At 46.7% G+C, this 21092-nt stretch carries 15 protein-coding genes; 4 read left to right on the forward strand and 11 right to left on the reverse strand.

Annotated elements, in window-relative coordinates; translation table 11 throughout:
• Nucleotides 1–9: 9 nt before the first annotated feature.
• The 6 genes from FYJ65_RS06430 to FYJ65_RS06455 form a co-directional block, all read right to left on the reverse strand.
• Nucleotides 10–1077 carry a galactitol-1-phosphate 5-dehydrogenase gene (locus FYJ65_RS06430; RefSeq protein ID WP_154554523.1) on the reverse strand — a complete coding sequence of 356 codons (1068 nt, stop codon included), beginning with the start codon at nt 1075–1077 and terminating at the stop codon, nt 10–12.
• Entirely contained in the window at nt 1074–2303 is a 1230-nt protein-coding gene (locus FYJ65_RS06435; RefSeq protein ID WP_154554524.1) for a class II D-tagatose-bisphosphate aldolase non-catalytic subunit, read from the reverse strand. Before FYJ65_RS06435 ends, FYJ65_RS06430 begins: the two co-directional genes overlap by 4 nt.
• Nucleotides 2304–2605: 302 nt before the next feature.
• The gene (locus FYJ65_RS06440) at nt 2606–3496 is read right to left on the reverse strand and encodes a Fic family protein (protein ID WP_154554525.1); all 891 of its coding nucleotides are present in this window, start codon (nt 3494–3496) and stop codon (nt 2606–2608) included.
• Nucleotides 3497–3698: 202 nt separating this feature from the next.
• Nucleotides 3699–5228 (reverse strand): alanine/glycine:cation symporter family protein, encoded by a 1530-nt coding sequence (locus tag FYJ65_RS06445; protein WP_154554526.1) that lies wholly within the window; start codon nt 5226–5228, stop codon nt 3699–3701.
• Between the two features lie 116 nt (nt 5229–5344).
• Nucleotides 5345–7996, reverse strand: coding sequence for a YfhO family protein (locus FYJ65_RS06450; RefSeq protein ID WP_154554527.1), 2652 nt, complete (start codon nt 7994–7996; stop codon nt 5345–5347).
• 50 nt (nt 7997–8046) lie between these two features.
• Nucleotides 8047–9000 carry a glycosyltransferase family 2 protein gene (locus FYJ65_RS06455; RefSeq protein WP_154554528.1) on the reverse strand — a complete coding sequence of 318 codons (954 nt, stop codon included), beginning with the start codon at nt 8998–9000 and terminating at the stop codon, nt 8047–8049.
• Nucleotides 9001–9779: 779 nt separating this feature from the next.
• On the opposite strand from FYJ65_RS06455, the gene FYJ65_RS06460 reads away from it, so the two are divergent.
• From FYJ65_RS06460 to FYJ65_RS06470, 3 genes are all read left to right on the forward strand, one after another.
• Nucleotides 9780–10472 carry a response regulator transcription factor gene (locus tag FYJ65_RS06460; RefSeq protein WP_154554529.1) on the forward strand — a complete coding sequence of 231 codons (693 nt, stop codon included), beginning with the start codon at nt 9780–9782 and terminating at the stop codon, nt 10470–10472.
• A 1262-nt stretch (nt 10473–11734) separates the two neighbouring features.
• Entirely contained in the window at nt 11735–12643 is a 909-nt protein-coding gene (locus FYJ65_RS06465) for an NAD(P)-binding domain-containing protein (protein ID WP_288796568.1), read from the forward strand.
• Between the two features lie 54 nt (nt 12644–12697).
• Nucleotides 12698–13429 carry a FadR/GntR family transcriptional regulator gene (locus FYJ65_RS06470; protein WP_154554531.1) on the forward strand — a complete coding sequence of 244 codons (732 nt, stop codon included), beginning with the start codon at nt 12698–12700 and terminating at the stop codon, nt 13427–13429.
• A 90-nt stretch (nt 13430–13519) separates the two neighbouring features.
• On the opposite strand, the gene FYJ65_RS06475 is transcribed toward FYJ65_RS06470, so the two are convergent.
• Both FYJ65_RS06475 and FYJ65_RS06480 read right to left on the reverse strand, forming a co-directional pair.
• Nucleotides 13520–13774, reverse strand: a complete 255-nt coding sequence (locus FYJ65_RS06475) for a hypothetical protein (RefSeq protein ID WP_154554532.1) — start codon at nt 13772–13774, stop codon at nt 13520–13522.
• A gap of 12 nt (nt 13775–13786) precedes the next feature.
• Entirely contained in the window at nt 13787–14968 is a 1182-nt protein-coding gene (locus FYJ65_RS06480) for a metal-dependent hydrolase family protein (RefSeq protein WP_154554533.1), read from the reverse strand.
• 317 nt (nt 14969–15285) lie between these two features.
• Here FYJ65_RS06480 and FYJ65_RS06485 point away from each other — a divergent pair, with 317 nt between their 5' ends.
• The gene (locus FYJ65_RS06485; RefSeq protein ID WP_206157343.1) at nt 15286–15975 is read left to right on the forward strand and encodes a helix-turn-helix domain-containing protein; all 690 of its coding nucleotides are present in this window, start codon (nt 15286–15288) and stop codon (nt 15973–15975) included.
• 97 nt (nt 15976–16072) lie between these two features.
• Here FYJ65_RS06485 and FYJ65_RS06490 read toward each other — a convergent pair whose 3' ends face one another.
• The 3 genes from FYJ65_RS06490 to FYJ65_RS06500 form a co-directional block, all read right to left on the reverse strand.
• Nucleotides 16073–17344, reverse strand: a complete 1272-nt coding sequence (locus FYJ65_RS06490; protein ID WP_154554535.1) for an MFS transporter — start codon at nt 17342–17344, stop codon at nt 16073–16075.
• A gap of 38 nt (nt 17345–17382) precedes the next feature.
• Complete coding sequence (locus tag FYJ65_RS06495) at nt 17383–18843, reverse strand: APC family permease (RefSeq protein ID WP_154554536.1); 1461 nt, start codon at nt 18841–18843, stop codon at nt 17383–17385.
• 84 nt (nt 18844–18927) lie between these two features.
• Nucleotides 18928–20976, reverse strand: coding sequence for a CocE/NonD family hydrolase (locus FYJ65_RS06500; RefSeq protein ID WP_154554537.1), 2049 nt, complete (start codon nt 20974–20976; stop codon nt 18928–18930).
• Nucleotides 20977–21092 lie beyond the last annotated feature (116 nt).

Consider the following 21092-nt stretch of genomic DNA (forward strand, 5'->3'; position numbering starts at 1 on the left):
TCTATTATATTACTTTCTACAATCCAGAATAATTCGTCCTGTTCTGTATTCTTTGTCCTGCAGAATTGCCGGAAGCCGTTCCGCTTCCGATAACGGCAACTTGAGAGAAATCATCTTCGGATCCACTTGGAGACTTCCGTTTTCATAGCATTCCACCGTTCGAACCCAATCTTCTCCCGGATACGGACGGCCTCCGCTCATCCAGGAACCGCACAGCTTTAACTCTTTCCGAAGAATCTGTTCCCATTCCGCCTTTGTAAAAGTAATTTCGTTGTTAATCGTTCCAAGTAAGCATACCGTGCCTTGCGGTGCTGCCATTTGAAGGGCGATTCGTACTGTTTCCGGGGTTCCCCCACATTCAAAGACATACTCGTAGCCACCGTCTTTCGAAGAACCGGAAATCTCTGCGGCCGCCAATGCTTTTTTTATATAATCTTCAGCCAAGGAAGTAAATACTGCATCTGCTCCCAATCGCTGATTCAAATCTAATCGATTCTGATTTCGACCGATTACGGTAATCTCGGAAGCCCCTTCAATTCGGAGCCACTGAGTGCAGAAAGTGCCCACAGTCCCTCCGCCTACCACACAAGCGGTGTGATTTCGTGAAAACCCGCTTTTTCGGATTCCGTGAAGTGCCACTGTCGCCGGTTCCAGCAAGGCGGCATTCATCAGATCGGTGCTTTCCTGGAGTCTCAGCAAATTCTCCGCCGGAAGCACCGCATATTCCGCATATCCGCCGGAACGCCGACTTCCAACGAAACTGTACTTGCTACAAAGGGAATATTGTCCCTTTCTGCAAGCGGCACATTCCATACAGGGAATCAGCGGAATTACGGCAACTCGATTACCTGGACAGAATCCTTCCACTTCCGCTCCGATTGCATCTACCGTTCCGGCAAATTCATGTCCAAGTACAATCGGATAGTAATGTGCGGTTCCATTTAATATCCTTGGAATATCAGAGCCGCATACCCCGCAGGCGGACACGCGAACTCTCACCTCGCCTGCCTTGGGCTCCGGAGTATCCACTTCTTCCCATCGTATATCCGCCGGACCGTAGGCCATCGCCGCTTTCATTCCAACACCTCCAGGTATTTTTCAGCAACCTCACCGATTCCATTGAACACAAATGGGAGCACCTCTTCCCCGCCTAAATTGTTCAGAAGTTTCTCCTCTGCGGATTTCACTTCCGGTAAATTCATGTAGTATCGATCCCGGTTCAGGCGACTGTGCATCCTCATATTCCGCTGTTCCGCTTCGGTTCCGTGGTACCAATTCTCCCAGTATGTGGGGTTGTTCTCCATCGCTTGCTCCAGCATCTCCGGGAAATTTGCCCAGCACTCACGCGGAAGGAACTTTCGTTCTGCCCTTGTGAGCGCAAGCAGTGCTTCCCGATGAGCATAGGACAGTTCCGGTCCCACTTTGAAGATACGTATCCCATCCTTTTTCATCGCCTGTAGGCTTTCCGGGCTTTGAAAATCCGTGGAGTGAGCTTCTAACACCAGATGTGGATATGCCTGTAATACTTCCGTCAATTTTCGGGCTTTTCCTCTCGGATACTCGCAGATTTCTCGATTGGAATAACCGATTCCGAAATCCCCCACGACGGCGATAATATTCTCAAAGGCATCAGGGATTCCGATTTTGCAGAATTTCTCCCGATACAGGCAAAGGGTCTTCTTCAGACTTTCAGGATTTGTAATCTGTGGAATTTCTTCCCTTCCTACCGGATTCCCGCCGGCAACCGGCACTTCGTTTCCGATTACGTAGACAGGTTTTTCATAATCCGGGTCCTGTTCCGCCATTAAGGACGCTTCTTCCTCTGCGATTTGATACAGCCGAATCCACCGATCCGTAATAACCTCTTCATCCGGTGGAGATATTTCATCCCCCAATGGCATGGTTGTATCGATGTGAAGCTTTTGGAATCCGGCTCGAACACTTTCTCGGATAAGAATCTCCGCTTTTTCCATAGCCTGTGTCGGCGGAAGGTTCGCCCACGGAAGAGGACCTAAATGATCGCCACCCAGGATTAACTTATTCTCTTCCAATCCTACATGCCTTGCCATCGACGCTAACAGGTTGCGAAAATCCATCGCATTCATCCCGGTATACCCACCTTCCGGGTTCACCTGATTGGAAGTGACCTCAATTACCGCATATCCGTTTCTCTGTTCTATTTCTTGAAGCACGGTATGAATCGCATATAAATCTGCTGTGCAAAATGACACTATACCGTTGTTTTTTACACAATTCAGAAATTGATCCCGCCCCATTTCATACTCCTTTTTCTGTTCATACATAATTTATTATACATTATATTAAGTCAATATATTCACATCTATGCTTTTCTATAGATATTTTTTATACTACAAGTTTCATTTCATGTATTTTTCTATCCAAAAACAAAAAAACCGGTCGTCTCCTTCAAGACAACCGATTCTCTCAACCTTAATAATTCTCTTTTTGAATCAAGCAAGCACACACTGGAAACTTGGGTGCATTTACACCTAAGTTCTCAGTATAAAAATCGCGGAGCCCACACCCTCTCGGTGGACTCCGCATTCATTTACTTTCTTTAACGTATAGTTTTTCCAATACTTCACTAGTACTCAATTCGGAAATAATCGAGGTTCGCCTTATATCGATCCTGCGCTGTCAAGCAGGTATCCGTCAGATAGCCTTGCAAATTATCCCATTCCTTGAGTCCACGGTAATAATACAATTTCAAATCCTCTTCAATGATGAATGGAACTATGTTGTATTTCAAACATTCTTTGAACATGATTAGACGGCCGACTCGCCCATTTCCATCTTGAAAGGGGTGAATCCGTTCGAACCGTACGTGAAAATCCAGAATATCCTCTAAAGACTTCATCTTTTTGCCGTTATACTCGGATATCAATTCCTTCATCCGCTCTGCAACTTCCTCCGGCAGAGCCGTATCCATCCCCCCTACTTCATTCGGCACCTTCTTGTAATCGCCCACGTTAAACCACTCCATTCGAGAATCGCTGGTACCATTTTTCAATGTCCGATGTAATTCTTTAATGAACCGTTCTGTCAAAGATGCTTTTGCATGGTCGATAATCATATCAATGCAGCGGAAATGATTTGCCGTTTCAATCACATCGTCTACGTTCAGTACTTCTTTCTCTACACCGACTGTATTCGTCTCAAAAATGTATCGGGTCTGATCATGAGTGAGACGACTCCCCTCCATATGATTGGAGTTATATGTCAAGTCAATCTGCGTTTTATGGTAGATTCCGCCGGAATATTTTCGTGCTTTTTCGTTTCGAAGTATATCTAACAAATCATTCTTCTGTACAGTTTTCTTATTGGAACGTTCCGGCTTTTCTGCATTTTCCGGGATATTCCATGTCTTTCCGGAGCGAAATGCACCCACTACACGTCCCTTCGCACAGTAATTTCGTACGCTCCGATCGGACACCTTCCATTTCTCTGCAATTTCTGAAACCGAAAGATACTTCATTCGTTCACCTCCTACCATTTTGCAACTTAAATGGGATGTGGTTTAGTATATCATGCGTTCGGCAAAAAATCTATCCATAGCGGCAACCAAGCAAATACTTTTTGCCGATTAAATACAACTGCATCTAAAACAAACGGAGCCCACACCCCCTCGGTGGACTCCGCATACATTTAATTTCTTTTACAATACTATTCTCAATCGACTATTTTTCAAGCTTGTATCCCAGCGCTTCGTTCTCATAATCCCCGCGCTTTCTCTTCAGCTCCGCATAGCCGTCCCAGACACCTTCCTCGTCTTCGATGCCCACGGTTTTCGGATCGAAAATCGGATCCAGTCCCAGATCCTTCTGCTTCTTGAAGTCCTTCACAATCCGCAGCACCATTGGCGTCATGCACAGCACCGCAAAAGTGTTGATCCAAAGCATGCAGCCCACACCGATATCGCCCATCGGCCAGATGATGGTTCCGTCAATCAGCACGCCGGACAGGACGAACAGCAGGTAGAGGATTCGGATGAAGGCAACCACTCTTTTGTCCGCCTTGAACAGGTAGCGGCACACCGACTCCAGCTGCACGCCGTAGGACAGCATGGTGGTGTAGATGAATACCGTAATCATGATGGCCAGGATAATCACGCCGAACTGTCCGGCGATGGTCTTGATGGCCTCCTGCATGTAGGATACACCGTATTCCACGCCCGGTGCGAAAGATACTAAAGTCTTTGCAGTCGCGCCTCCGTCCGCGGAAACGTTGTATGTGCCCGCACAGAGGATGGACAGGCCCGTGCAGGTGCACACCAGAATGGTATCCACGTAGACGGACAGTCCCTGCACCAGACCCTGCTTCACCGGATGAGAGGTGTTGGTGGTGGAGGAAATAATTGGGCTCATGCCGTTGCCTGCATCGTTGGAGAAGAAGCCGCGCTTAATCCCCCAGGATACGCAGGCGCCCATGATTCCGCCGTAGATGGAATGTCTTCCGAATGCTCCGGTAAAAATATCGGCGAACATCCCCGGTATCCGGCCCGCATTCAACGCCATGACGGCGATGGTAATCAATAAGTAGATGGCACACATTGCCGGTGCAATCAGCTCCGCAACCTGGCCCACGCGCTTTACGCCGCCCATGGTGACGATTCCCACCAGAAGCACCAGTCCCACACCGGTGACGATGGCAGGAATTCCGAAGGCGTTGCTCATAGCTGTTGCCGCCGTCTGCGTCTGCATAGATGGCAGCAGGAATCCCGGTCCGATAAATACCGCAATGCAGAACAGCACCGCGATGATTTTACCCACTTTTTTATTCTTAAAACCCTTTTCCATATAATAGTACGGACCGCCGGTCAGTTCTCCCAGGTTCTTGGTCTTGTAGGCCTGACCCAGAATGCACTCCACCATTCCGGTGGATGCTCCCAGCAGTGCCGCCATCCACATCCAGAAGAGGGCTCCCGGTCCCCCCATGAAAATTGCGGTGGCCGTTCCGGCGATATTTCCGGTTCCCACTCGTCCCCCGACGGTAGTGGCCAGCGCCTGGAATGCACTCAATCCTTTGGCTTCGCCCAGCTCATCCGATTCCTTTTCGAACATATAGTGAAACATGGACGGAAGTCCGGTGAACTGCAATCCCTTCAGGCGAAGGGTAAACCAGATGGCCGCGCCTCCCAGGAAAAACAGACACGCCGGATGCCAGACGATGTCATTCACGACAGTTATAATTTTTGTAAATAATTCCATAATTTCGCATTCTCCTTTGTTACATCTGCACTATTTTAGCATAAGAGGACGGATAGAGAAAATTAAAAAAGAATATACGCAGTTATAAGGAAAACCTATAACTGCGTATACTCTTTTTACAATCGTATTTGCGTTTCGTGTTCCGCTGATTTCGACCTGCGCTTTATTCGAATGACTTGATAAATTAATATGCCAGAAATAGTCATCAATGATGTCAGTATTCCGGCACGGAGCCACGGTGTCGAATACTTTAATTGAATATGATGCTTTCCCGGGGTCAGCGGAATCGCCATATACATTCCGTTTGCTTTTACTATTGAAGTTTTCTCTCCGTCCACTTTCGCAGACCACCCCGTTGAATACGGAATCGAAAGGAACAGAACCTCGTTTTCGGAACATTCAACCGATCCGGAAACAGTATCATTTCCGATTGAAATGTTCCTGCATGGTGTGAGTTTTGAAATATCCTCCATGTATTTTGCGGTATCGTTTTCATATACACTGATGCTTTTATACGTATATTCCGCCGGCTTTGCGAATACAATTTTAATGGAATCGTATCCTTCCTCACTTTTCCCCAAATAATAGGTCACGCCATCCCTTGGTGCATACCAGAAAGAATACGGTGACTGTTCGGTTGATTTCTTTTCATAATCCGAAATGCGAAGATCTCCTTTCTTTTGTCCGCGGCACCAAATGTCTGAACTCGTTCCAAAGATAAGCGAACACATGGATTTATCGGCTTCCTTTATCTTCAACCCATTCAGCCACAGATACAACTCCCCTTTCATCGGCTTTTTAAAGTGCAATATCAGTGCACCTTTTTCTTTCTTCACCGATATTCTCTTTTGCGTTAAGTCCACATCCTTCGTTTCCACTTTGTACGGAAGGGCGGTCATTCGTTTCTTTGGTTTTATCGTTTTGATGTTATGGATTTTTGCATCCGTCATGACCCCTTGCAGCATCGCTTCTTGGCGGTTCAGCGGGTTCATCTTTAGGGCATCTTTCCTCAATATGCTATTCTTATATAAGAAAGCACTGCCTAAATAATGTGTATTCCCATACAATCCATCTTCAATTTTCTTATATCCGACCGGCACTTCTTCGTTATCCGGCGAATTCGTCGTGTAGTATTTCACAGCTGCTAGGTCCAGCAATGCTCGTCGTCCATCCAATCCACGCAATTCACAATTCATTGCCAGGGTGTTCAATTGCAGATCTGTGCAATAACGCTGGAAGCTCTTATCCATGATGCTCCACCAAAAAGTGGTTCCTCGCACTTGATTGGCACACTCTATATTCAGATTCGTTTCCCGTTTCTCCACCCGATAGAATTCTTTCTGATTTGCAGAACCTCTAACCTTTGAAATAGACGGCGTCGTATAATACGCATTTAAATCATCTACACTCATAAACTCCTTAATATAATTTCCATATGCCGGTGAGCAAATTACGCAAATGCCAACGATTACGGACAGAATCGTTACTTCTCCAAGAATCAGGTTTCCATGTGCTTTGAAAAGCGGTACTGTATTTACTGCCCACAAAACGAGCACCGTTAGAAGAAGCAGTACGTCATACGAATACCCGTCGGATGAATTTCCACCTATAGAATGAGCGATGCACATATAGATGGTGACCATCATCGTCAAAACAATTAACTGTTTCTTTTCTAATTTGCACAGCTTATCTACAAGTCCCACATATACCATTGCAACAGCCAGAGCAAATGGATAACTCCACCGATTTGCTGCATAAGCAAAACCGTTTAAAACACGACCACATAATGGGATGCACATAATGAGCAAGCTGCTCACGGTGGCAATTTTCATGATTTTCCATTGATTTCCTTTTTGCATTATTAGGAGAAACAAGCATATCAATCCAAGGGGAATTCCGTCTATAACGGTTAGATAAGCAAACATACCATGGAATTTTCCCAAATGAACAAACAGCTGCTTATAAAAATTCATCGGATACAGAAACGGTGATTCGATATATCCGGTGGTCAATCCGATTCTATAATTATTTAAAAATGCATGTACTGTCGGAAATAGGACAACTCCGGATAACAATCCCCCCACCAAATAGGCTGCACATACATTTTTGCAGATTTGAATGTTCTCGCTGACCGTACTTTTCTTACACAGCAACCGGATACACAGGTACACCATGCTTAGAATCACATTGCTGTAAAAGAAATAATAATTGGTTAAGAACGAATAGAATGTAACCGCAGCCAACGGGGCCTTCCGATTCTCCTTCATCAGTACCTCAATCGACCATAGTATTACCGGAAAAAGATAACACCCATGCATGAAATTCGGAAAGTAGAAAAAATATTCAATATTAAAAAAGGAGTACAGCAATCCACCCATGGCGGTTCGCCATCCATCCGTCTTCCTTATATAATTTGAATACAGACAAAAGGCTTCCCCGGAAAGGAAAACCTTTATCCATATCATCAGCTTATAACTTCTTGTCAATCGATTGGGAAACAGAGCGACGGAAATCCAACAGATCGGATCCAGGAAATCATAGGCATTCAAGGTTGTCAACGGATCTGCCCCTTGCCCCAAGGTATAACAGAAATGAGGTATCTGAAATAGCGTCCCATTTGCAATGCCATTCACAATCTTATGCTGATATTCTCGAATGTACTGCAGTGCTGCATAATGCTGACCCAATCCATCCGTATTCTGTGCGTAAGATATTTTTCCACTGCTAAAATACGAATCCATCACAAAGATTGGAATGATTAACAGCACTGCATACAGAATGTACGATTTGTATTTCTCCCACCACGATGCTCTTATGTTCAATTTCTCTCATTCCTTTTCGTCAATTCAGTATATCGCTCCTGACAGCGAATCAAGTCCTTCTCAAAATCCTGGCGATCTTTCTTCCGCAATGTATGTAATATTATTCCGGAAAAAAAAGACTGCAGTCCCGCAATAACCGTAAATCCGCATACGATTAAAGTAGGAAAATTCGGCACAAGCCCCGTCTTCCGGTAATTAATGAATATCGGGATAAAAAACACGGCCGCCAACAAAAACAATACCAGCGCAATCCCGCTAAAAAAGGCGCGCGGTTTATACGTTTCGAATAGGCTCACAATTGTCCGAATCACCTTTGCACCGTCCGAAAATGTATTCAATTTCGATGAACTTCCATCCGGTCGGTCTCGGTATTCCACGACAACGTTTGCCACGTTCATATTCTTGTCAATCGCGTGAATGCTCATTTCCGTTTCAATCTCGAACCCCTTGGATAAAACCGGAAACGTTTTTACGAACTGATAACTGAACGCACGATATCCGGTCATGATATCTCGGATGTTGCTTTTGAACAGTTTATTGATGCTTTTTCGGACCAATGCATTTCCAAAATTGTGGAAATGCCGTTTGTTTTCATCGAAATATGTAGATGAAAGCCGATCTCCCACCACCATATCGGCCTGATCTTCCAATACCCGCTTCACCATTTCAATGGCAGCCTCCGCCGGATAGGTATCATCTCCATCCGCCATAATATAACACTCTGCATCCACTTCCCGAAACATCCGACGAATCACATTTCCCTTGCCTTGAAGGGTTTCCTTACGCACAATGGCACCGGCATCACGAGCCACTGCTGCCGTCCGATCATTCGAATTGTTGTCGTATACATATACTGCTGCATCCGGCAGCGTTTTCTTGAAATCCGTTACCACCTTTCTGATGGTTCTTTCTTCATTGAAACAGGGTATCAGCACCGCAATTCGATCCATATATTTACTCCTAATTTAGCTTATCCAATTTATTTTACCCTTCCTTATTGGAATTTGTCAAGGCACTAATTCCATCCCATTAATATAAGTTGAATATTAAGAAATCTTAAGACTTTTTGCAGCAAATCTTTGGTACAATGCAGACAGAGCCAAGCATGAGCGTGAAATGAGGTGATACCCGATGCAGAAGTTGGATTCCATTCGTTAAAGCAACATTTTCAAGAAAGGAACAAAGAGATGTGTACACATCGCAACGGACTTCGAACTCTCACCGGAATACTCTGCATTGTCGTGACTATTTTTATCTTCACTTCTTTTGCAAATGCGGACGATGAGGTTCAATATAAATCCTACGATTTAAAGGGCTATACCGGATCTATCGAAGTCGATCAATCCGTTCGGGATAAAATCCAAGATAAGGCGATAAAAGAAATTGCCGGGGAGACGAAATCGAAAACGAAGGATCCTTCGTTCGGGTGTACGATGTGGGGACGCAGGAAGAATCGGCCTCGTTCCTCTCGGAACATAAGGGAATCCTCGCAACGATTGGAATCGCCGTTTTGCTTATACTACTGTGGCTGCTGTATGAAAGGAAAAAACGGAGAACTGCATGATGGAAGCGGACTGGCGGCAATTTGGAATGTTTATTTCATAATCGGATTTTTCTAAAAGGTGGAATCAGATTGTACATGCCCTGATATTACGCTCGTAATATCAGGGCATGTAGTGCTCAATTTGTTATTGTAATTTTATGCCCATTTCAATGCAGGAGATAGAATATGTCTTTCGAAAATCGAATTGCTATCGTCTCACGGGATTTCGCTTTTGCAAACAGTTTGAAAGAATTCCTGCAGAAGGAGAAACTCATCAATGATGTTATTGTCAAAGGCTCTTTTTCTGATGCGTTCATTGAGAGCCCTACCGATTTAACAATTCTTGATTATGAAACTTTTGAATTAGAATGGCACGGTCAAATTTCTTTTTCAAATCAGTTTTATCATGGTAAATTTTTATTTCTTTTTTCATCAGAAGATATAGATAATCAAACATCAACTTCTCCGCGCCTTTTCTTTGATGAGGTTTTCTTTGATGACTTTCTGATAAAACCGATTAATTACCCAGAGCTGTTACTTCGAATTAAGCAGCTTCTGACTCATGAAGAACGTAAGGACATGCTTTGGTACGGAAATACATTATTGCATTTTTCCTTGGGAACGCTAACTACACCTAAAGGAACAATCGACCTTACTTCATATGAATCTAAAATTCTACACGCTTTTTTCGAACAGCCTCAATGCATTATATCTAGAGCAGAATCACTGAACATTAATAACGCACAGAATTATGATGTTTCGGATCGGTCCATCGATGTTCGAATCTCTATTATTCGCAAAAAATTAATTGCCATCTCTTCAAATCTAAGCCTTCTTTCACGGAGAGGGTGTGGATATATTCTAACAATTTCTTCATAACAAAAATATCGGACAGCAACAGGACTGTCCGATATTTTGTGTTTACCACGGTTTTATCCACAAATACAGATTCGTCATTATTACCAAAAAGCAAGTGGCTCGTACGTATCCTTCAAACTTATTATTCTTTATTGATGCGACCACCAGGAACACAACTCCACACAAGGAGAGCAGCAACAGTAAATAAGTTACCGTTGTAGAAACTCTATCAACAGTTCCCATAAGTGAAATAACAGCAAATACAATAACATAGATGTCTTCGAGCATACTGATACAGCGGACGATATTTTTCGAATACATTTTCATAGGCTTCTCCAATCAATACTTTGCAATTTTTACATGAGCATCTCTCATGCGTATTATACCAATAAAATGTTTCAGAATTATTACTCAAATTAACATTTTCTGAATTTGTTATTGAAATTTAGACGGAAGGATCTGAACAAATGGTATGGTGACTGGTTGCCCAGCTTCTTTCTTGTATACGAGTTAATATGGCTCATTGAAAATTAGGTCACTCCAAGGCCATTGTGTTATCCTTTTTCTTCAATGCCAATTTGACAATTAGAATTATTTTAATATCATAAGTTCAATATGCCTAGAATTTTTACATGACTTCACGCTAATTTTACATTTACTGCTGATTAGCGTGAATTGATTTCCGCTTTCTCCATGGAAGTTCCTCTGTACAAGTCACCCTTTTGAAAACAGTTCACGCTTTTTGAAGCAAATTCCTTTTTCAGCGTGAACAATAGTCATCAGCCGGTCGCTTCAAAATTAGATTTTCGCAATTCCGGCGAATTTCGTTCACGCTAATTCTTATTTTTGTGTCAAACAGCGTGAATCGCCCTCGAAATTCTAGGCATATGAGATACATTGTTCTGTAGCAAGATAATATAATTCGATTTCTGATGCATGGTCTGACTTATTCATTTTGCCCGGCTCCCAGTTTGCGCTCGCCTCCCCGCAAAGCCAATGATTTCGGTTTCCGGGCGCGAACCCGGGTATCACCCCATCATTAGTTCATACTATCATAGGATGTTGATTTTATTTTACGAACATTTTACGCTAAAGTCAACAATAAACAATATTTTGTCGAAAAATTTGTTTCAGGCAACAAACCCATCTTCTAAAATAAAGCAGAATTCCAATTGACTTTGCATGAATTTTTCATTAGTATTGAAGTGTTAAACATCCTATGTTGAACACAATTCGGTTTATGGCTGCAGGCGGTACTGTTTTTTTAATCCAAAACACGAAACATCAACAGGAGGAAACACACAATGAAAGTAGGATTTATTGGACTGGGAATCATGGGACGTCCCATGGCAGAACACATGGTAAAAGCAGGTCTGGATGTCATGGTATCCGACCTGAACGAGAAGATCGTTGCGGAACTGGTGGCCGAAGGTGCGACCGCCGGAAGCAATAAGGATCTGGCGGAACAGTGCGATGTGGTGGAGATGATTCTCCCGAACGCATCCATCGTTAAGAACGTCATTTTCGGCGAAGGCGGCCTGATGGATTACATGAAGGCCGGACAGATTGTGGTAGATCACAGCTCCGTCACCGCCAACGATTCCAGAGAATGCTATGAGAAGCTGCAGGAGAAAGGCATCGGATTCTTAGATGCGCCGGTATCCGGCGGAGAGAGCGGCGCCAAGGCCGGCACGCTGGCCATCATGGTGGGCGGCGACGAGAAGAATTTCAACACCTGCGCGCCGATCTTTGACACCTACAGTTCTCAGGCAACCCTGATTGGCGATTCCGGCTCCGGAAGCATCTGCAAGCTGGCCAATCAGATTATCGTAAACAACAACATCGCCATCGTAGCGGAAGCCCTCACCTTTGCGGCCAAAGCCGGCGTGGATCCGGAGAAGGTATACAAAGCCATCGAAGGCGGTGCTGCGCGAAGCTACGCTCTGGAAGATAAGGCGCCGATGATGGTGGAACGGAACTTCACCCCGGGCGGAACCATCAAAGTCAACCACAAGGATATCACCAACGTAATCAACACGGCCCACGCCATTGATTGCCCGATTCCTTACACCGCTCAGCTCTATGAAATCCAGCAGACCATGAAGGCGCACGGTCACATGGAAGAAGACCACGCCGCTTACGTTAAATATTTTGAGACGCTGGCAGACACCATCGTAGAGAAGAAGAATTAATTTCTTTCTCCCTCTGCCGCGAAACGCAGCACTGCTGCACAGAAAGGAAAATTAATGACTGCTTCAGATTTTATGAAGCCCATTCGCATGAAATCCGCTTCCGATATCGTGGTGGAACGATTGACGGAAGCCATCATCGACGGGCAGATTAATCCGGGAGACAAGATTCCCACTGAGCCGGAGCTGGCCTCCAGCTTCTGCGTCGGACGGAACACGGTACGGGAGGCGGTACGAACCCTGGTTGCGTACGGCATTCTGGAGATTCGCCGTCCCGAAGGTACTTTTGTATGTCGAACCTTCAAACCGCAGACCATCAATCCGTTGATCTACAGTATGATTCTCCAGAAAAAAGAATCCTACCAAGACCTTATCGGTCTCCGGCAATGCATCGAGTTCGGTACCTTGCAGGTTATCATGGATCAAGGTCTCAATACGGAGGATGCGGAGAACCTGCGACAAATTGCGGTCTCCATCGAGCGGGAACTGGACGAACCCAATCCGGATCCGAAATTAATCTGCCGGACGGACATCGCCTTCCACGATGCCATCGCGAAGGCGACCCGAAACGACCTGATTGTCACCGTGAACGAAATGCTGTCCAAGCTGACCTACGGATCCCGAATCCGCACCATCGAGCAGTGCATTCGGGAGCATGACCGGAAGTATCTGGTGGACATCCATTTTGAAATCTTAAAGATTCTGGAAGAGCGGGACACGGATGCCATCGCCCACACCCTGAAGCGAAGCTACAGCTGCTGGGCCAACCTGCAAATGGAAGAAGAATAACACCAAACAAATACAACCGTACATGAAAAGCCCCATCGATTTCGATGGGGTTTTTTGGGTAATTATATTATTATATTATCACTTGGTATATTACATCTTTTTCACGAGACGCTTGTAGAAGGTCAGAAGAATGAGACCAATTACCATCATAACAGCCAAGAAGATAAACAGGATGTGGTATCCCGCATTTCCGTATGTATCCAGAACTTTTCCGGCCAGCAGCGGGCAGAAGATAACTGCGCCGTTCAGACCTGCCAGATCGCTGGCCTTCTTGCTCAGTGCATTGAAGATGGCCAGGGTTACAGCCAGCAGCACTGCGTTGGTGACACCTCTGGTTGCATCCATAACTCTTCCCGGTTATACAAGAACCTTCTTGCCGTCCTTGATGACCAGTGCAACATCATTCAATTTTTCAATATCTTCATCCGGATTTCCCCGGAATACTGCCAAATTCGCTTTCTTTCCTGCTTTTATGGTGCCCACCCGATCGTCAATCATCAGGATTTCCGCATTGTACTTGGTCGCCTGAATCAACGTATCCTTCGGGTCCATTCCCAGCTTGTTCACACGAATCCGGAACTCGTAGATTCCGTTGCCGTGGCTGCCTTCGTAGACACCCGCATCGGTCGCCCAACCCATCTTGATTCCCTGCAGGTAGGCCTCTCTCATTCCTTCATCCAGAACCTTGACGATTTTCTTGGATTTCTCCACGTAGTGCTTCGGCATTCCTTCCGGCCAATCCAGGAAAGAGTGCGGTGCGCTCAGTGTCGGCATCATAAAGCTCCGATTCGATGCCTTGTACATCCGCAAGCACTCATCGTCCAAAATAGTGGAATGCTCAATGGTACGAACGCCATTGCGAATGCACATCTTGATGCCGTCCGTTCCGTGGCAGTGCACGGATACCGGCATCTTCAAGAAGTCTGCCATATCGCAAGCAGCCTTCAATTCCTCTTCGGTAATAATCGGAAGACCCGGCTCCGCACCCGGATTCATAATTGCTCCGGTGCCCATAATCTTAATCCAGTCAGCGCCTCTCTGGTACTGTTTTCGAATCGCTTTCCGGAACTCTTCCGGAGAATCCGCTTCCAGATACATGGTACCGAAGAAGTCGTTTCCCTTCTCTGTCGGCGAGATGATCTTTCCGCTGGCCAGGATGTCCGGTGCTACCACCGCGCCTTCCCGAACCGCTCTGGCGATGTCGATTACAATATTGTTTCGGTCGCCCACATCCCGAACGGTGGTGTACCCCTGACGCAGGTTATCCTGTGCCAGCTTCAGCGCGGTCATGCTGCGGTATGCATCCGGCTGAACGTTTTCCTCGAAGGTGTTGGTACCCTTCAGGTCTAAGTGCAGATGCGCTTCGATTAATCCCGGAATCACGGTCATATCGGTCATGTCCAAAACCTCACCGGCATCTGCAGTTTTCGGTGCTTTAATTTCCTGAATAATTTCATTATCTATAACGATATCCGCTCTATCCGAATCGTATCCCTCGGTCAGCTCCGGGATGATTCTCGCGTTTCTCAATACAAGCATCTTTATCGGCTCCTTTCTTCCGTAAAATCAATTTGCTCTGCGGTCTAAGGTTTCCGGCTTCTGTCACCGGAATAATATCCTTACCTCCTAAACAAGCACTCTCGCCTTAACTTGTCTATATAATAACAAAGAGAAAATCCCGGCTCAAATTCGGTCGCATTCACGGTTTTCAAAAATGCTTCGATTATTTTTTTCATATGATGAAAAAAATTTGTAAATGTGTTATAGTTGTCCTTAGTAATTTGCATACATCACATTTATTCATGAAATTCTTTCCAAAAGCGAAAGTTTGGATCGACATCAGAAGGGAGACATCTATGCAGCCATCATTTTACAGAACCCTCGGTCAAAAAATAAAAGCCTGCCGGAAGGCGAAGGGCATCACATTGACGGAATTGGCGGACACCATTCATCGGAGTCCCGCCTCCCTTTCCAAATATGAGAGCGGGAATGTGAACATCGCCCTCGACGCTCTGGTGGAAATCTGCACCGCGTTAAATGTAGATATTGCGGAATTTCTGCCGGCCACCTACAGCGATCCGGACAATGTGGATATCCTGAAGTACAAAAAGCATTTTGTGGATCAACTGTACATCTACTGGTACAGCGGAGACGCAAAAAAGGTAAAGAGTGCACTCATCGAGAACTCTCATCCGTCCATGAAGTCCGTGCTGTATTTCGACACGGATACGAAGCATATGGAGTATCAGTCGGATTTCATCTATCACGGCGAGGTCACTTACTCCGATACCTGCATCATGTTCTACTACACCAATGAGGAACCGCCGTTTGATAAGATCTTTATTCGGATGCCTCTTCTCTTCCATAAGGACCATCCTCAGATGGGAATCATGTCCTGCATCTCCCTGTTCTACCAGGGGGTTACCGCCAAAATCATGGTATCCAAGAAACCCCTCACCTTTACCCCGGAGCTTACGAAGGAGCTCTTCATCTCTCCGGAAGAAATTAAGGAACTGAAACGCAGCAACATGCTGATTATAAAATAGAAACACCAAATGAAAGGACCCCGTCGAAAATCGACGGGGGCCTTTCGGCTTATATTCTGATATGGTCACTTAGAATATTCAAATATAATTGTCTGAATTAAAGCGCACCCTTTGCGTGCATCTTCTTGATGTAGCGCTTGTAAACGGTGAGAATCACCAGACCGATTACCATCATGACTGCTAAGAATACGAACAGGATATGGTATCCCGCATTCCCGTACGAATCCAGAACTTTTCCGGCCAGCAGTGGGCAGATGAATTCCGGCATATAACCGATGGTGCAGATCAAACCGATGGCGGTTCCGGACATGTGCTTCGGAATTCCGCATTCATCAAACATGGAGAACGCCAGAGAATATGCCGCATACATGCCGAAGTAGATGCATACGCAGATACCGATGAACACCTTGCTGGTCATAGAGCCCGCAAAGATCAGCACCAGCGTGGACGCCAGCATGATGCCCAGCGTTCCGTACATTACGTTTGCTCTTCCGATTCGGTCTGCCGCCACGCCGCCGACCACGCAAGCCACCGGACGAACGTACTGCGCCAGCATGGTAACCATGGCGCCGGCAGCGGCAGTCATGCTCAGGTTTGCGGTTGCATACGGAGTGAAGTAGTAGAACAGGATGTTCATGGTGTAAGAACAGCATACTACCAGGGACAGCATCCATACCACCGGCATCTTCAGCACCTGTTTTACAATGGCAAAGGAGAACTTGCTCTCTTCGTCTTCCGCTTTGACATCATCTTTCTTTTCGGTTTCGAACTTTCTTTCATCCAGTACGAAGTACAATCCAATGCCCATTACGATGCAGATGGCGGAGTAGAAAATTACCACGCCGTTCAGGCCTGCCAGGTCGCTGGCTTTCTTGCTCAGCGCATTGAAGATGGCCAGAGTTACCGCCAGCTGAACCGCATTGGTGACACCTCTTGTCGCATCCATAAAGCCGTATGCCTTGCTCTGCTCATCCTCATTCGCCAGAGAACGCAGCACCTTCAGCAGTGCCGGCCAGAATGCGAACAGGGAGGTGAAGCCCCAGAGCAGATAGATGAATACCAGCATCAGATAATTCGGGTGCAGCAGGTGCAGCAAACCACCCAAGCCGGTGAGGACCATGGAGACGGACATCAGTTTTTTCGGTGTGAAAATATCCGCCACCACGCCGCCGAACAGATAGGAGCAGGCGCCCATGATTCCGAAAATGGAACCGAACATACCCATCTGAGCGTTGGTCAACCCGTAGGTCTGCAAATACGCATCGTAGTAGTACGATCTAAAATACGGCAATCCGTAGATCATGGTTCCGGCGATGGAAATCAGGATTAGCCGGAGCATGTTTTTCTTCAGTTTTGATTGTGTTCCCATAATACTCTCCTCATTTATTTAATTGTCGCTAAAAATAATTACTTTTCCCCTGAGGTTTCCGGCTCCGATTCCGGAACGGTCTGTTTCACGTCTCTCACCGGAATCACCTTGTTCTCCAATCCGGATTTCTTCCAGATCAGCAGGCCGGATACGATAATCAATATACTTCCGCCAATCAGTTCTGCTTCATAGATGATGTTTTCCTGCGTGTTTCCCATAATCGGAAGTGCAGAGCAGATGATGGCAAATACGCACAATGCGGTTACGGCATATGTAACGGTGGATGCCAGCTTCTTGTTCTTCGTCATCACATAAAGCCCATCCAAATCTTCTTTTTCCCGCTTAATCTTTCCGTATGCCAAGAACAGGAATACGTACGGGAACAGCGTGGTCAACGCTGTCATGGTCACCAGCATGTTGTAGATTGCCTCCACTCCCGGCAGGTAGGACACGCCAATCAGCAGGACGGAGATCAGGGTGGCCTGGAAAACAATCGCTTTGGTCGGAATTCCGTGCTCATTCACCTTGGTAATCCGTTCCGAGAATACGCCCGGTTCCACGAACCCGAAGAGCATCTTGGTCGGCTGTGCGATGTACAGAACCAATGCCCCCAATACGGACAGTGCGATTCCCAGTGCGATGACCTGAACGAACAAGGTTGGAATTCCCAGAAGTTCACAGGCACGAAGCAGTGCATCCAGCGTTCCGGTAGAAGACTGAATCTCCGAGGTCGGCAGCAGCATGGTCATGGCGATGGAACCGATGGCGTACAGCACGCCGATAATCGCCGCTGCGGTGCAGATTGCCCGCGGATAATTTTTCTGCGGATTCTCCATCTCCGAGATGAAGTTGGCGGCCAGCTGAGCACCGGTGTAGGCAAACATAATGCTGGAAATCGCTACCAGGGAGTTCATGTTCAGCTTCGGCGTCAGCGTCGCAACGGTGAATACGGAAGCACTCGGCGCCTTCTTCAGGAAAACGATTGCCACAAAGCTCAGTACAATCAGGCATACCGTCGGCACCGTAGATCCCAGAGATCCCACACTGGTAAAATACTTTCCGAATTCCATGCCTTTCATGCTGGCGATGGACAGAATCCAAATGATGGCGATGGACATCACCAACACCAACAATTTGTTGTTGGCCAGTTCCGGACGTCCCACCATGTAGGTGGCATTTACCGAAAAGAAGGTGAGGAAGGATGCAAACCAGAAAATTAAAGCCGTCCAGTGCATCCAGGACACCAGGAATCCGTATTTGGTTCCGAAGGCCACCTTCACCCAATAGGCCAGCCCGCCATCGTGCGGATAGGATGCTGCCATTTCCGCGCACATCAGTGCCTGCGGTACGAAGAACAGGAACATCAGTATTACCCACATCGGAATCGCACCCAGTCCCAGATACGCATCCGATGTGGATCTGGCAATCCAACGAATTCCGTACAGAGCGGAAATGTTCAGCATAACCAGTTCCCAAAATGTGATTTTCTTGTTTTTCATAGCCCCTCTCCTTTTTTGTCTATCTCTTATTCTTTATAAAGCATAGGGGAGGCCGGAGTCCGCCCCCCCTATGCAAGCCGTTTTCTAGAGTCCGTTACGAGGAACGGTTACATCGTAATCCCTGTGGAATGCATGCTCTCCGTTGATGGAAGCATCCATGAATCCGGTAATGTAGAAGTTCTCTTTGTCAGCGGTCTGTACCACATCGATGTCGCAGTCGATTTCCCAGCCCGGACGACCGTTCTTCATCTTCTGAATGATTTCGTATCTTGCATCCGACGGATCGGAGTTGCTTACGGTCAGGATTCTCTTCAGGTTGTGCTCTACTACGGTGCCGATATCATCGAAGCGATAGATTCCTTCGCCGAATACGCCGCCTACACCATCGGTGATGGATGTCCAGGAGTCGGTAAGCAGATCGTAGGTAATCTGACGGTTTACCACGCCTTCCTTCAGGACGGTCATCGGTGTCAGCGGAGCGCACTTCGCTTCCATGTTCGGGCCTTCGGTATCCTTACCGGTGAAGATTGGCAGTGTGAACTCTGCGGTGGAGAGATCCAGCTTCAGAGTTACCTTCTCCGGAGACGGCCAGATCATCGGCCAGAAGGAGTTTGCTACTGCCAGACGAACTCTGTGTCCCTTCGGGAATACGTGTCCGCATACGTCCAGTGTAACGGTTGCCTTGTATTTCTTGCCCGGCTCCAGGTATGTCACCTTCTCGTGTCCTTCCAGGTGTGTCAGGTTCATGAGACCGTAAGATACTCTGGTTGCTGCGCCATCCGGATGAATGTCGCACAGTTCTGCATACAGGAATGCGTTTGGCTTGTCTGCGGTGAACTCTACGGTGAATGTCGGATATCCGAAGATCTCGAAGTCCTCTTCGATTACGTCGGAATCGAAGGTCATTGCCATTCCGTCATCGCATCTCATATCTGCCGGGCTTTCACCCAGAACGCCGGCGCCCATCCACTCGTTGGCGAACAGTCCGTGGTTCTGAACGGTGCTGAGGTCTACGATTTCTTCCTTCTCATTCTTCTCATCCTGCAGGTGGCCATAGGTCATGTGCAGTGTCTTATCGTTTACGTCAGCGGACGGCCAGCTTTCTACAGCAACCCAGCGTCCGTCGGAGATTGGGTGTACGGTTTCCGGCTTCATGCTGTCTTCCATCCATACGGTGATCTGTGGGCAATCCAAGGTATCGTTGTCGATGCCCTTCAGCCACTTATCCCACCATTTGGTTGCTTCGCCCAGGTAGTCCATTGCCGGCTGCGGCATTCCGTCGTGCTGGAATACGTGCGCCCACGGTCCGATGATGGCTTTTCTTGGAACGGACAGGCCTTCCATCAGAGTGCATACGCTGTTGGTGTAGGAATCGGCATATCCGTCCAGTGCAAATACCGGAACCTGAATGTCGTCGTAGTTCACGCTGACGGAACCGTGCTTCCAGTAGTCGTCTCTGGTCTGATGTTTCAGCCAGTTTTCCGGCCACAGCGGCATCTCTTCCAGTCTCTTGATGGATTCTTCATACCATGTATCCGGCTTAATTTCTTTATCAATCGGACGGCACATATATGCCAGCATGATGTTGCCCCACCAGAAGTTGTCGTTCAGGAGGCATCCGCCCTTGTAGTGGATATCCTGTGTGTACCGATCGTCTACGAAGCCGATACAGATGATGGCCTTCAGCGGCGCCGGTCTTCTTGCGGCAACCTGGAGGGAGTTGAATCCGGACCAGGACTTGCCCTGCATACCGACGTTTCCGTCGCACCATGGCTGTGCAGCAATCCAGTTGATGGCATCGATGGCATCATCCTGTTCCTGCTTCAGATACTCATCGTAGAAGCAGTCGTCGGATTCGCCGGCACCGCGCATGTCCACGCGGACAACGTTGTATCCCATTCCTGCGAAGTATCCGTACATCGGTTCGTCTCTGCCTCTCATACCGTCTCTCTTACGGTATGGCTGGGTTTCGAAGATGGTTGGCAGCGGTTTGTCGGACTTTGGTTTCCACATACGTGCCGAACATCTGCATCCGTCGGACATCGGTACCCAGATATTTTCAATGACTTCCCACTCATACGGGAACTCTTCCCGGGACATTACTCTTTTCTGTTTAAATTCCTGTTTAGCCATAGTTATGTACCTCCTATGAATAATCTCTTCCTTGATTGTCTAAAGAATAACAAAATGTTTTCGGAGGTTCAAATGTGCCCACTCGCTTTAAATTCAAAATTGGCGGGTATTTTTTT

Origin of the sequence: Mogibacterium kristiansenii, from assembly GCF_009695905.1 — a bacterium.
Taxonomy (GTDB): Bacteria; Bacillota; Clostridia; order Peptostreptococcales; family Anaerovoracaceae; genus Mogibacterium_A; species Mogibacterium_A kristiansenii.

Excerpts from the sequence above, each read along its gene's own strand:
- FYJ65_RS06430 (WP_154554523.1), bottom strand. The coding sequence starts at position 1,077 with ATGAAAGCGGCGATGGCCTACGGTCCGGCGGATATACGATGGGAAGAA.
- FYJ65_RS06500 (WP_154554537.1), bottom strand. The coding sequence starts at position 20,976 with ATGGCTAAACAGGAATTTAAACAGAAAAGAGTAATGTCCCGGGAAGAG.
- FYJ65_RS06460 (WP_154554529.1), top strand. The coding sequence starts at position 9,780 with ATGTCTTTCGAAAATCGAATTGCTATCGTCTCACGGGATTTCGCTTTT.
- FYJ65_RS06485 (WP_206157343.1), top strand. The coding sequence starts at position 15,286 with ATGCAGCCATCATTTTACAGAACCCTCGGTCAAAAAATAAAAGCCTGC.
- FYJ65_RS06435 (WP_154554524.1), bottom strand. The coding sequence starts at position 2,303 with ATGTATGAACAGAAAAAGGAGTATGAAATGGGGCGGGATCAATTTCTG.
- FYJ65_RS06490 (WP_154554535.1), bottom strand. The coding sequence starts at position 17,344 with ATGGGAACACAATCAAAACTGAAGAAAAACATGCTCCGGCTAATCCTG.
- FYJ65_RS06440 (WP_154554525.1), bottom strand. The coding sequence starts at position 3,496 with ATGAAGTATCTTTCGGTTTCAGAAATTGCAGAGAAATGGAAGGTGTCC.
- FYJ65_RS06480 (WP_154554533.1), bottom strand. The coding sequence starts at position 14,968 with ATGCTTGTATTGAGAAACGCGAGAATCATCCCGGAGCTGACCGAGGGA.
- FYJ65_RS06445 (WP_154554526.1), bottom strand. The coding sequence starts at position 5,228 with ATGGAATTATTTACAAAAATTATAACTGTCGTGAATGACATCGTCTGG.
- FYJ65_RS06495 (WP_154554536.1), bottom strand. The coding sequence starts at position 18,843 with ATGAAAAACAAGAAAATCACATTTTGGGAACTGGTTATGCTGAACATT.
- FYJ65_RS06455 (WP_154554528.1), bottom strand. The coding sequence starts at position 9,000 with ATGGATCGAATTGCGGTGCTGATACCCTGTTTCAATGAAGAAAGAACC.
- FYJ65_RS06470 (WP_154554531.1), top strand. The coding sequence starts at position 12,698 with ATGACTGCTTCAGATTTTATGAAGCCCATTCGCATGAAATCCGCTTCC.
- FYJ65_RS06475 (WP_154554532.1), bottom strand. The coding sequence starts at position 13,774 with ATGGATGCAACCAGAGGTGTCACCAACGCAGTGCTGCTGGCTGTAACC.